The organism is Clavibacter californiensis (genome assembly GCF_021952865.1).
Lineage (GTDB): Bacteria > Actinomycetota > Actinomycetes > Actinomycetales > Microbacteriaceae > Clavibacter > Clavibacter californiensis.
In genome coordinates this window covers 1,677,333-1,689,722 of record NZ_CP040792.1, presented here as the reverse complement: position 1 = coordinate 1,689,722, position 12,390 = coordinate 1,677,333, and the positions used below count along the sequence as shown (strand labels likewise).

Here is a 12,390-nt window from a genome sequence, read left to right as displayed (position 1 = left end):
CGTCGAGGAGTTCCGGCACGCTCGCGCCGGTCGGTCGGGTGCTCGGTCCCGCCATGCGTCGATCGCGTCAGGCGGGAGGGCGGGACGGAGCGGCCCCGCGGATCCCCGTGGCGATGAGCGCCGCCAGCAGCACGGCCAGGGCGACCGCCGCTCCGCCCCGGGTGATGGCGTCGTAGACGAGGTCCCGGAGCGCCCCCACGTCCCGCGGCACGCCGTCCGCCGCGACCGGCACGAGCACCACGGCGGCCGCGATGGCGACGACGGCCGCAGCCAGGGAGATCCGCAGCACCCGTCCCCCGTGCCTGCGCGGCACCGGGCGCGGCTCGGCATGGCGCAGCCCGAGGATCCCCGCGACGAGCAGCACGATCAGCCCGCCCACGGAGGAGGCGTACTGGATCCACCGGTACCCGGGCAGCGGACCCCACGGCTCCGCCAGCGCGGGCAGCAGCTCGGTCCCGAGCCGGCCCGCGTGCGTGAACGCGTCCCATGCCACGTGCGTGAGCACCCCGAGGAGCAGCGCCACGAGGGCCAGGAGCGCGCCGCGCACGGTGGGCCGCGACCGGTGCGACCAGGACGCGGGCACGCGCGACGCGACCACCGAGGGCAGGAGGATCCCCGCGGCCGGCCGCAGCAGGACCGACCAGACCACCAGCAGCACCGCGCCCGCGGGGAGCGCCGTCACGAGCAGGCTCGGGAACGCGTGCGTGTCGGCGTAGGAGAGGCCGCCGCCGAGGAACAGCGGCACGTCGGGGGCCATCGCGCCCGCCGCCACGGCCGCCGCCGGGAGCGGCCCGCGCACGGCGGGGAGGGCGACGACGGCATGGCTGACGGTGAAGGGCACCCCTCATCCTCGCGGGATCCCGCCCGGCGCGGGGCCCGGGACGCCCCCGACCCCCTACCGTTGAGGCATGAGCACTGACGACACCGCATCCACCCCCGACGCGGACGCCGCCCCCCGCACGACCTTCAGCGACCTCGGTCTCTCCGACCAGGTGCTCAAGGCACTCAAGGAGGTGGGCTACGAGACGCCCTCCGCGATCCAGGCGGCCACGATCCCCTCCCTCCTCTCCGGCCGCGACGTCCTCGGCGTCGCCCAGACCGGCACCGGCAAGACGGCCGCGTTCGCGCTGCCGATCCTCTCCAACCTCGACGTGTCCCAGAAGACCCCGCAGGCCCTCGTGCTCGCGCCCACCCGCGAGCTCGCGCTCCAGGTGTGCGAGGCGTTCGAGCGCTATGCGTCCGGCATGCGCGGCGTGCACGTGCTGCCGGTCTACGGCGGCCAGGGCTACGGCGTGCAGCTGTCGGCGCTCCGTCGCGGCGTGCACGTGGTCGTCGGCACCCCCGGCCGGATCATGGACCACCTCGACAAGGGCACCCTCGACCTCTCGCAGCTGAAGTTCCTCGTGCTCGACGAGGCCGACGAGATGCTCAAGATGGGCTTCGCGGAGGACGTGGAGACGATCCTCGCGGACACCCCGAAGTCGAAGCAGATCGCGCTCTTCTCGGCGACGATGCCCGCGCAGATCCGCCGCATCTCGGGCAAGTACCTGCAGGACCCCGAGGAGATCACGGTCAAGAACAAGACCACGACCTCGGCGAACACCACGCAGCGGTACCTGATGGTGTCGTACCCGCAGAAGGTCGACGCCCTCACGCGCATCCTCGAGACGGAGAACTTCGAGGGCATGATCGTGTTCGTCCGCACCAAGAACGAGACGGAGACGCTCGCCGAGAAGCTCCGGGCCCGCGGCTACGCGGCAGCCGCCATCTCGGGCGACGTCGCGCAGGCGCAGCGCGAGCGCACGGTCGAGCAGCTCAAGAACGGCAAGCTCGACATCCTCGTGGCCACCGACGTCGCGGCGCGTGGGCTCGACGTCGACCGGATCAGCCACGTCGTCAACTACGACATCCCCATCGACACCGAGTCGTACGTCCACCGCATCGGCCGCACGGGCCGGGCCGGACGCAGCGGCGCGGCGATCAGCTTCGTCACGCCGCGCGAGCGCCGCCTCCTCACCGCCATCGAGAAGGCCACGCGCCAGCCGCTCACCGAGATGCGCATGCCGAGCGCCGAGGACGTGAACGTGACGCGCCTCTCCCGCTTCGACGACGCGATCACCGCGGCCCTCGCCGACCGCGAGCGCCTCGACGCGTTCCGCGACATCGTGGGCCACTACGTGAACCACCACGACGTCGTCGAGTCCGACGTGGCCGCCGCCCTCGCCATCGTGGCGCAGGGCGACACCCCGCTCCTCCTCTCGGCCGACGACCTCCGCCCGCCGCGCGTGGAGCGCGAGCGCCGCGACGACCGCCCGGGCCGCGACGGCGACGACCGCGGTGAGCGTCGCGCCCGTCCCGCGCGCGGCAGCGGCAACATGGCGACGTACCGCATCGACGTCGGGCGCCGCCACCGCGTGGAGCCGCGCCAGATCGTCGGCGCGCTCGCCAACGAGGGCGGCTTCAGCCGCGAGGACTTCGGCCACATCGACATCCGCCCCGACTTCTCGCTCGTCGAGCTGCCGGCCGGGCTGCCGCAGGACCGGATCGACAGGCTCGCGAGCACGGTCATCAATGGCCGCCCGATCGACATCCGCCCCGACCGCGGCGGCCCTCGCGCCGCCGAGCGCGGTGCGGCCCCGGAGCGTCGCGGGCGGAAGCCGCGCGACTGATCCGCTGATCGCCCGACGACGGCCCGTTGCCTCTCCGGAGGCGGCGGGCCGTCGTCGCGTCCGTCCGTCATCGCGCCCTGCCCGCCGGAGCGCGGCCGATAGCGTGGCCCGATGGATCCCGTCACCCTCCGCACCGCGCGCCTCACGCTCCGCCCGACCGTGGTCGACGACGTCGACGCGATCACGGCCGCGTGCCAGGACCCGGCGATCCAGCGGTATGTGCCGGTCCCCGTGCCGTACTCGCGGGACGACGCGGTCTCCTACGTCTCCGGCTTCTGCGCCGACGGCTGGGCCTCGGGCGACCGCCTGACCTGGGCCGTCGTCTATGGCGACGCGCTCATGGGCACCATGGGACTGCACGCCGTCGCGGACGGCGCGGCCGAGATCGGGTACTGGCTGGCGCCGGGCGCGCGCGGCCGCGGGATAATGCGCGAGGCCGCCGGCGCCATGGTCGACCACGGCTTCGACGCGTCCGCGGGTCTCGGGCTCGCGCGCATCGGCTGGCGCGCATACGCCGGGAACGCCGGATCCGCCGCCGTCGCCCACGCGCTCGGCTTCCGCTTCGAGGGGATCGCGCGACTCGGTGCGCTGGGCCGCGACGGACGAGAGGACGACTGGCTCGCGGGGCTCCTCGCGACCGACGACCGGACGCCGCGGCGGTGGCCGGTGCTCGCGTGACGGCCGACCTCCTCGGCCGCGTCGAGACGGTCACCGCGCCCGACGGCCGCCGCCTGCGCGCGATGGCCCGGGGGGGGGCGGCACTAACGACCCGAAGACGATCATCGCCCTCCGAAGACGCCGTCGAGGCATGAGGGCGTGCGCATTTATGGAATTACTCGTATTGCCTTAAGGATCACCTGAGTAGAGAATAGACCATACGCGTTGCGCATTACCCTATTGTGTCACCAAAACGAGACTGAGCGACTAGGCGCTCGGATCGTCGCGCTCATCTGTATATGCAAAACGTCCGTGAGCCGATAATAGCAACATTCGCGCGCTTTCACGAGAGCGCACGCCTAACTGGACGTCTCTGATCAGGCAATAAAGGTCCCGAGAGTCGACGACGACCCCGGAAAATACCTTTGCAAACCCCTCTACCTGCTCTGAGTTGGATGCCAGAACAAGGGGACGATCGTCGGGGTCAACACCTCGAAACGAATTTACTACGTACCAGAGGTGATTGGGCTCCGAGTTCTCATTCATGGCATATACCATGGCCGCCTTCTTCAATTGCTCCAAATCATTTGCCTTAGCGCCTTTTCCATACCCCTTAACCTCTGCGAGAATAACCAACCCATCGATAGAAATGCGCAAGTCCTCTTGCTTAGCGGCTTTATGTTGCGGCAATACGTCAGCATCCTCAACCTGGAACCCAAGTTCAGTCAAGACGGCGGCACATGCCTCCACAAGCTCGACACCAGTTCCCGAGAGAAGAAGACGCAATTGCGCACTCATTCGTCCAGCTTCTTCGGCTGCCTGCTCTAGCTTCATGCGAGCCTCAGAGTTGGCAAGACGCCTGGCAGATTCCATCGCGTCGAATTCTGTCAGCGCAGCCTTGGCTTTCAATTCGGCGGCGGTCATCCATTGCGATTTGGTAGCATCTAGCGACTTGACCGGAAAGCGATGTTCGTTAAGCGTCTGGAAATACTCAAATAGCGCTTGGAGCCAGTCAGCCAAATATTTCCTGGCCGTGAACGGCAAGAAGACTGTCGTAATACCGGCACTCATGACGCAGCCCGCAATTACCAACGTCCCGGCACCAGCCTCGGTGAGTAATGGATAGATTTCGTTACGACTGTCCGACAGCTTTGGCGAGAACGCCTTATAGGGCGCACCTAGCTTGGGAACGAGCGTGGAAGATATCAAACCTTGAAGTTGAAGCTGCTTAGCAAAATTGCTTATCGAAAAGCCGAGCGCTAGTACCGTTGGTCGCGACGCATATAGTAGCGGTGGCCCAAAGACGTTTTGCGATTCTCCTCCCCTGATCCTGGAGACCACATCAGCATATTCCCCCGGCGCGCCGAAAACGATCCTATAGGGCACATGTAATGCTTCTGTTACAGTGCTTTCAAAAACTATCGCGAGATCAAAAGCTCTCTCGTCAAATACCAGTTCTCGACTAGGCGAGATCGCGTGCAACCATCCGGAAAAGCGACGCACAATAGCGCGCTCCTCATCACTACCACCTATTGCAAGGACTTTTGGCGGTAAGAGAGTCTCGCTTTGGGTCATCGTGTGCTTTCGATTCTTTATTGCCGACTCAACTGAGTATGCCCTAAAGATGTCCGACCGTTCGTAGCAGGATCAGCCGCCCGCGCGCCGCAGCTCGAGCACGCGCGGGATCAGCTGCCTGCTCGGGATGCGGCCGCGCGCGAAGTCGCCCCACACCTGCCGCACCCGGCGGGCGTCGCGCTGGATCCCCTCCCAGTCGGCGCCCGCGAGGAGCCCGGCCCCGCGCCACGCCTCCGCGTCGCCGAACAGCAGCGGGAGGTCCACGGTGTGCGCTGCGCCGAACGGGCTGCCGGGCGCCGACCACCGGATCACGTAGCGGTGGGCCGTGCCGCCGGCGCGCGCGTGGCGGCGGGCGAAGCGGCGGGCGGGGACGCCGTAGACGATCGCGGTGACGACAGCGACGGCCGCGCGGCGCACGAGCGGGCCGATGACCGGGAGGCGGGTGAGGCGCGCGAGCCACGGGATCCCCGGCAGGAACAGCCGCGCCTCCTCGGCCGTGTTGCCGATGAGCACGTCCACGCCGGGCGCGGCGCGATCCCACGCCGCCTCGATCCCGGACTCGGGCGGCAGCGGCGCGTGGCCGTACTGCGTGCCGAACGGCATCGCCCCGAGCAGCCCGAACGGCGCGGCGGCGCGCTCCACGGCGGCCTGCCGCGCGAGCACCTCCGCCACGGGCATCTCGGCCGTGAGCCCGCGGGAGGCGCGCACCATCGCGGCGGCCATGCGGCGCCTGCCCCGCGAGATGCCGAGCGGCGCGCTCTGCACGATCGCCCGGCGGAACAGGCCCGCGGCCTCGGGCACGGCCATCAGATGCGCGACCGCGTCGCCGCCCGCCGACTGCCCGAACGCGGTGACGCGGTCCGGATCCCCGCCGAACGCGCGGATGTTGCGCGCCACCCAGCGCAGCGCCGCCAGCTGGTCGAGGAGGCCGAGGTTCGCCGGCCGTTCCCGTCCGTCGCCGAGGTAGCCGAGGAGCCCGAGCCGGTAGGTGACCGTGACGACCACCACGCGCTGCTCCGCGACCAGGGGTGCCGGATCCATGATCGGCACGTCGCCGGCGCCCGAGACGTACGAGCCGCCGTGGATCCAGACCATCACAGGAAGCGCATCGTCCGCCCGCACATCGCGCGGCATCGTGACGGAGACACGCAGGCAGTCCTCGTCGACGGCGAGCCCCGCGAAGCTGCCGAGCACGGCGTCGAGCTCCTCCATGGGCGGCTGCGGGCACGCGGGCGACCACGCCTTCGCGTCGCGCGGCGCTGTCCAGTCGGGGTGCGCGACCGGCGGCGCGAAGCGGACGGCCGTGGCGTACGGGATGCCGGTCGCGCGGACGACGTCGCCGTCCGCCCACCCGACGACGGGGCCGCAGGGCGGCGAGAATGCGCTCATCAGTTCGACGCTACCGTTCGGGTGGCGTTCGCCGGGAGGCCCGCGGGCGCGACGGATGCCGGTGCTACCGTGACGCCATGCCCCGCCTGATCGACCACGCCCGCCGCGAGGACGAGCTCGCCGAGGCGGTCTGGCGGGTCATCCGGCGCGACGGGGCGAGCGGGGTCTCGGTCCGCACGGTCGCCGCCGAGGCGGGCCTCTCGACCGGATCCCTGCGCCACAGCTTCCCCAGCCGCATCGACCTCGTCGCGCACGCCACCGCGCTCGTCGCCCGGCGCATCGACGGCCGCATCCGGAGCCGCCGCACCGACCCGGACGCCCGGCGGCGGGCCGTGCGGATCCTCGCGGAGCACCTGCCGCTGGACGACGCGCGCCGCGCCGAGGCCGAGGTCTCGGCGGCGCTCCTCGCCGACGCGGCGTCGCATCCGCGGCTGCGCGAGGTGCGCGCCGCAGCCCATGCGGCCGCACGCGAGACGTGCCTGGAGCAGCTCGCGCAGCTGCGAGCGGCGGGCCTTCTGCGGCCCGACGCGGATCCGGAGGCCGAGGCCGACCACCTGCAGGCGCTGATCGCGGGCCTCGCGCTGCAGCTGCTCGTGCAGGAGGCGGATCCAGCCCGCAGCGCCCGCGCGCTCGGCGTGCTCGAGCGGCACGTGGACGCGCTCGTCGCCCGCCGCGTCGACCGGCGGGCCTCCGTCGACGCCTAGCGCGCCGCCGGGTCGCCCGCGACGCCGCCGAGCCGGCCGCGCAGCTCCTCGACGCGCGCGCGGATGTCGTCGCGCACGAGCCGCATGCGCTCCATGCCGTCGATGCCGCGCTCGGACGGCTCGTCCGTGATCCACGTCTCGATCGCGACGTCCTGGTCGCCGTCGACGTGGGCCTCCGCCCCGAGCACGACCACGAGGTCGGCGGCGCGGACCATGTCGTCCGTCAGCGGCTTCGGGCGCTCGCCCGCGACGTCGATGCCCAGCTCGGCGAGCGACTCCACGGCGAGGGCGTTGAGCGAGGATCCCGGATCCGTTCCCGCCGACGTGACGGCGACCGCGTCGCCCGCCGCGTGCCGCATGAGGGCGGCCGCGAGCTGGGACTTGCCGCCGTTGCGGGCGCAGACGAAGACGACGTGCGGGATGCGCTCGGCCATGGATCCTCCGGTCGGGACGTCGCCCGCTGCTCGGGCGTCCTCACGATCCTGGCAGACCGTCGCCGAGCCGCCCTCGACATCGTTACAGCCCTCGCTGTACCGTCATCGCATGCCCACCCTCGCTCCCCGCCTCGACGTCATGACCCGGCTCGGCCGGGCGCTCGCGGATCCGACCAGGGCGCGGATCCTCATGGAGCTGCTCGACGGACCCGCCTACCCCGCTCTCCTCGCCGAGACGCTCGGCCTCACGCGGCAGAACGTCTCCAACCATCTCGCCTGCCTGCGCGGCTGCGGCATCGTGCGCACGGTGCCCGAGGGGCGCAGCACGCGCTACGAGATCCAGGATCCACGCATCGCCCGCGGCCTCGGCGCGCTCGTGGAGGTCGTGCTCGCGGTGGACGACGACCGGGCCTGCGCGGATCCGGCGCTCTGCGACCCCGGCTGCTGCAAGGCGGGCGCGTGAGCGGCCTCGCCTCCGCGCCGGGCCTCACGGTCGCGCGCCGCGACGTGCTGCGCCGCCGCATCCGCTGGATCGTCGCGGGCACCATCGCGTGGAACACGGTCGAGGCCGTGGTCGCCCTCACGGCCGGCGCCGTCGCGTCGTCGACCGCGCTCATCGCGTTCGGGCTCGACTCGATCGTCGAGGTGCTCGCCGCGTCCGCCGTCGCGTGGCAGTTCTCCGCGCCGGATCCCGAGCGTCGAGAGCGCACGGCCCTCCGGCTGATCGCGGTGTCGTTCCTCGGGCTCGCGGCCTACGTGAGCGTGGACGCCGTCCTCGCCCTGACCGGCGGATCCGAGGCGCGCCCGAGCACCACGGGCATCGTCCTCGCGGCGCTGAGCCTCGCCGTCATGCCGGCCCTGAGCCTGCTCGAGCGCCGCACGGGCACCGAGCTCGGCTCCGCGAGCGCGGTCGCCGACTCCCGGCAGACCCTCGTGTGCGCCTGGCTGTCGGCTGCGCTCCTCGTCGGGCTGCTGCTCGACGCCGGGCTCGGCTGGTGGTGGGCGGATCCCGTCGCAGGGCTCGCGATCGCGGCGTTCGCCGTCCGCGAGGGCGTCGAGGCGTGGCGCGGGGACGCCTGCACCGTTCCCGTCGGCGCGCTCACGGGCGAGCGGGCGGTCGACGCCGACGCCGACGCCGACGCCGACGCGCACCGTGACGCCTGCTGCTGACGCCTGCTGCTGACGCCCGAGTCCATCGGACGGCGCGCGGCCGGGCATCGCGCCCGGCCGCGCGCCTCGGCTACTTCGACAGCTGCACCGCGCCCGTGGCCCGCTGGTAGGCCGCGAAGTACTTGTCGCCCATGGCCCGGGCGCCGGCCGCCGTGTAGTGGATCGAGTCCTCGGCCCTGCTGTACCCCGCGGCTCCCGGGATGTACGACACGTTGGCCCGCAGCGCGGGCATGCCCTGCTGCGCGGTGTCGATGGCCTGGCGCAGCGGCGACACGTTCAGCCACTCGGGCACCATGCCGCCGATGAGGAACGGCACCGCGCCGTAGCGCGTGTTCAGCCGGTCGACGAGGTCGAGCAGCATCGACTGGTAGCCGGCCGCGTCGGTGCGGGTCGCGTCCGACTCGCCCTGGGCCCAGACGACCGCGACGAGGCGGTTGTCGGGATCCTGCGCGAGCGCGGCGTCGATCTGCCCGAGCGCGCGCGTGAACAGGTTGATGCGCGAGTGCGTGTCCGCCGGGTTCCACGCGTAGGTGCCGTCGCCCGTCATCGAGGTGGACGCCATGGCCGCGGGGACGAGCAGCACCTTCCGGCCCGGGCGGGCGTCGGCGAGCATGTGCCTGCCGAGCTCCATCCCGGGGCCGACGGCCTGCACGCCGCCGGTGGTCGTCCAGGTGGTCACGTGGCTGAGCGAGTCCTTGGCGGGCACGATCTGCCCGGCCTTGGCGCCGCTGCCGGCGAGCTGGTCGAGGCCGGGCACGCTGACGTCGATGGACGGATCCCAGCCCGTGCCGACGCCCTGCGCGTTCGACTGGCCGAGGATCACGACGACGTCGTAGCCCTCGCCGGTCGACGCGATCCGGCGCGGCACGGAGGTGCGGGACGTCGGCGCGTAGCCGTCGGCCCGTCCGGTGACGGTGACGGTGATCTGCGATCCGGCGTCGCGCGGCGCGGGCACGTAGGTCGACGCGGTGCGGCCGGGGACGACGACGCCGTTGCGCTGCCACACGTAGGAGAGCGCGGTGGCCTCGGGGGTCCACGCGGGCGTCTCCGCCGTGAGGGTGGATCCGACGCTCGCGTCACCCGTGATCGTCGGGGTCGGCGCGTCCGTGAACGGCTGGTCGTCGGGCGACGGCGCGGGCTCGGCGGGCGGCACGTCGAGGGCGTCGACCACCACGGCCGTCGGCTCGCTCGTCACGCTCGTGGCCTTGTAGCCGGAGCGCGTGCCGGTGAGCGTCACGGTGATCCGCGACCCGGCGTCCGCGCGGCGCACGGTGTACGTCGCGTCGGTCGCGCCGAGCACGGTGACGCCGTCGCGGGCCCACGCGTAGGTGTAGGCGGTGGCCTCCGGCGTCCACGCGGGCGTCTCGACCCGCAGGCGGCTGCCGGCGACGGGCGATCCCTGGATCACGGGCGTCGTCGTCGCCTCGAACGGGATGGACGGCGCGGGCGGCGGCGGCGTGACGGGCGTCGCGACGACGGCGACGCCGGGGCTCGTCACGGTCTGCGTGACGTACCCGGTCTTCGTGCCGGTGACGGCGACCGAGATGCTCGTGCCCACGTCGCCCGCGACGACCCGGTAGCTCGTGCCCGTCTGGTCCGGGATCGCGACGCCGTCGCGCAGCCACGCGTAGGAGAAGGACGGCCACGGCGACCACGTGCCGGACTTCGCGTTCAGCGTGTAGTCCACGCGGCCGAGACCGGTGATGGACGGGGTGCCGACGGTCTCGAACGCGACGTCGGGGGCGGGCGTCGGGTCCGGCGTGGGCACGGTGGGCTCCGGCGTCGGCTCGGGCAGCGGCACGAGGAGGCCGTCGCCCGCGAGGGACTGCGTGACGTACCCGGTCTTCGTGCCGGTGACGATCACGGCGATCGTGGCGCCCTGGTCGCCCTCCTGCACGCGGTAGGTGACCGCGGTCTGGCCGTCGATCGCGACGCCGTCACGGGTCCACTGGTAGGAGAAGGTCGGCCACGGGGTCCAGACCCCGGCGCGCGCGGACAGCGTGAACCCCACCCGGGCGGTGCCGCCGATGGTCGGGGTGGCGGCGGCCGCGAACGGCGCGTCCTCGGCCGGGGCGGTGGGCTCCGGGGTCGGGACGGGCGTCGTCGCGGTCGGCGTCGGCGTCGGGGTCGGCGTCGGCGTGCCCGGAGTCGCGGTCGGGGTGGGCGTGGGCGTCGGCGTCGGCGTGCCCGGAGTCGCGGTGGGGGTCGGCGCGGGCGTCGTCGGGGCCGGGGTGGGCGTCGGCGTGCTCGCCGCCGGGACCCGGAGCTCCGCGCTCGTGAGGGACTGCGTCGTGTAGCCCGTCTTCGTGCCCGTCACGGTGACGCTGATGCGGGATCCCGCGTCACCAGCCTGCACGCGGTAGGTCACTCCGCTCTGGCCGGCGATCACGACCCCGTCGCGGAGCCAGGCGTAGGAGAACGTGGGCCACGGGGTCCACACCCCGGCGCGCGCGGACAGCGTGAAGCCGACGCGCGCGGTGCCCGCGATGGTGGGCGTCGCGGCGGCCGTGAAGGGCGCGGCGGCGGGCGTCGTGGGCGCCGGGGTCGGCGCGGTCGTGGGGGCGACCGTCGGGGTCGGCGTGGGCGTCGGCGTCGGCGCTTGCGTCGGCGCGACCGTCGGGGTCGGGGTCGGGGTCGGGGTCGGTGCCTGCGTCGGCGCGACCGTGGGCGTGGGCGTGGGCGCCTGCGTCGGCACCGCGGTCGGCGTGGCCGTAGGCGTCGGAGCCGCCGTCGGCGTGGTCGTCGGAGTCGGGGCGGGCACGCTCATCGCGTCGCTCGTCCGGGTCGTCGTCGAGTACCCGGTCTTCGTGCCGGTGACCGTCACGGCGAGCGCCGCCCCGCGGTCCGCCTCGGTGACGCGGTAGGTGACGCCGGTCTGGCCGCCGATCAGCACGCCGTCGCGGGTCCAGGAGTACGAGAAGGTCGGCCACGGTGCCCATGTCCCGGCGCGCGCGGTGAGCGTGAAGCCGACCTGCGGGGATCCGGCGATGGTCGGCGTCGGGGCGGCCGTGAACGGCGCGACGACGGGGGTCGGGACGGTCGCGGTCGGCGCGCTCGTCTGCGTGGTCGTGTCGTAGCCGGAGCGACTGCCCGTGACGGCGACCGTGATGACGGATCCGGCGTCGGCGGCGCGCACCGTGTACGCGGTGCTCGTCTGCCCGCTCACGGGAACGCCGTCGACGAGCCACGCGTACGCGCTGCTCGTGGCCGCGGGGGTCCAGCGCGCGGCGGTGGCGACCAGGCGCTGCCCGATCACGGCCGTGCCGGTGATCACGGGCGCTGGCGTCGCGGTGAACGGCGTCGCGGCCGCGGTGGCCTGCAGCAGGCGCATCATCGACGCGGTGGTCGGCGCGCCGTCGGTCGCGACCGGCTGCACGACGCTCGTGCCGGACGCGATGACGCGCGTGGTCGACGCGGCGGTGCCCGTCGTCGCGGCCTCGGCCGGAGCGGCGGTCGGCTCCACGGCGACGAGCAGCGTCACCCCGAGGCTGAACCCCGTGATGGCGGCGATGAGTCGTGCGCGTGCGGATGCGGTGCGCGTGCTTCGTGTCGAGGCACGGCGAACGGCAGAGTGGTGCTCCCCCAATTGATCCCCCCAGATCGTCGAGGCGCATTCCACCTCATGTTGAAATGTTTGCACATCGCGACGGTGATGCGTGACACGTGTCCGGTGAGGACCTCGCGCACTCCCCGCTCGCAGGCGATGCGCAAGCGGCATGCACGGCCGCATCGGTCCCGCGCGTCGCGCACCCGCGCCGGATCGCGTCCCAGCTCCCGCCCGACCCCGCGCCG

Annotated in this window: 10 protein-coding genes; 5 read left to right on the top strand and 5 right to left on the bottom strand. The window is 72.6% G+C overall.

Translation table 11 applies throughout. From position 1 onward, the window contains the following. Positions 1-67: 67 nt before the first annotated feature. On the bottom strand, positions 68-841 hold the full coding sequence (locus tag FGD68_RS08230) for a DUF4184 family protein (protein WP_119373612.1): 774 nt from the start codon (positions 839-841) through the stop codon (positions 68-70). A gap of 67 nt (positions 842-908) precedes the next feature. Between FGD68_RS08230 and FGD68_RS08225 the strand changes: the two genes are divergently transcribed. Both FGD68_RS08225 and FGD68_RS08220 read left to right on the top strand, forming a co-directional pair. Beyond that, positions 909-2,669 carry a DEAD/DEAH box helicase gene (locus FGD68_RS08225; protein ID WP_237609340.1) on the top strand — a complete coding sequence of 587 codons (1,761 nt, stop codon included), beginning with the start codon at positions 909-911 and terminating at the stop codon, positions 2,667-2,669. A 111-nt stretch (positions 2,670-2,780) separates the two neighbouring features. Further along, positions 2,781-3,347: a GNAT family N-acetyltransferase gene (locus tag FGD68_RS08220; RefSeq protein ID WP_119373655.1), complete on the top strand. Its 567-nt coding sequence runs from the start codon at positions 2,781-2,783 to the stop codon at positions 3,345-3,347. Positions 3,348-3,593: 246 nt separating this feature from the next. Here the strand turns inward: FGD68_RS08220 and FGD68_RS08215 are convergent, their stop codons facing one another. Then, on the bottom strand, positions 3,594-4,901 hold the full coding sequence (locus FGD68_RS08215) for a hypothetical protein (protein WP_147361740.1): 1,308 nt from the start codon (positions 4,899-4,901) through the stop codon (positions 3,594-3,596). A gap of 72 nt (positions 4,902-4,973) precedes the next feature. After that, complete coding sequence (locus tag FGD68_RS08210; RefSeq protein ID WP_237609339.1) at positions 4,974-6,290, bottom strand: carboxylesterase family protein; 1,317 nt, start codon at positions 6,288-6,290, stop codon at positions 4,974-4,976. A 77-nt stretch (positions 6,291-6,367) separates the two neighbouring features. On the opposite strand from FGD68_RS08210, the gene FGD68_RS08205 reads away from it, so the two are divergent. Continuing rightward, positions 6,368-6,994, top strand: coding sequence for a TetR/AcrR family transcriptional regulator (locus FGD68_RS08205; protein ID WP_237609338.1), 627 nt, complete (start codon positions 6,368-6,370; stop codon positions 6,992-6,994). On the opposite strand, the gene FGD68_RS08200 is transcribed toward FGD68_RS08205, so the two are convergent. Continuing rightward, positions 6,991-7,428: an arsenate-mycothiol transferase ArsC gene (locus FGD68_RS08200; protein ID WP_104237304.1), complete on the bottom strand. Its 438-nt coding sequence runs from the start codon at positions 7,426-7,428 to the stop codon at positions 6,991-6,993. The two genes, FGD68_RS08205 and FGD68_RS08200, sit on opposite strands and share 4 nt — an antisense overlap. 109 nt (positions 7,429-7,537) lie before the next feature. On the opposite strand from FGD68_RS08200, the gene cmtR reads away from it, so the two are divergent. Beyond that, a complete protein-coding gene (gene cmtR / locus FGD68_RS08195; protein ID WP_119373551.1) occupies positions 7,538-7,891 on the top strand; it encodes a Cd(II)/Pb(II)-sensing metalloregulatory transcriptional regulator CmtR in 354 nt (117 codons plus the stop codon). After that, positions 7,888-8,598, top strand: coding sequence for a cation diffusion facilitator family transporter (locus FGD68_RS08190; RefSeq protein ID WP_119373550.1), 711 nt, complete (start codon positions 7,888-7,890; stop codon positions 8,596-8,598). Before cmtR ends, FGD68_RS08190 begins: the two co-directional genes overlap by 4 nt. Positions 8,599-8,668: 70 nt before the next feature. On the opposite strand, the gene FGD68_RS08185 is transcribed toward FGD68_RS08190, so the two are convergent. Beyond that, complete coding sequence (locus FGD68_RS08185; RefSeq protein WP_237609337.1) at positions 8,669-12,079, bottom strand: sialate O-acetylesterase; 3,411 nt, start codon at positions 12,077-12,079, stop codon at positions 8,669-8,671. Positions 12,080-12,390: the final 311 nt, after the last annotated feature.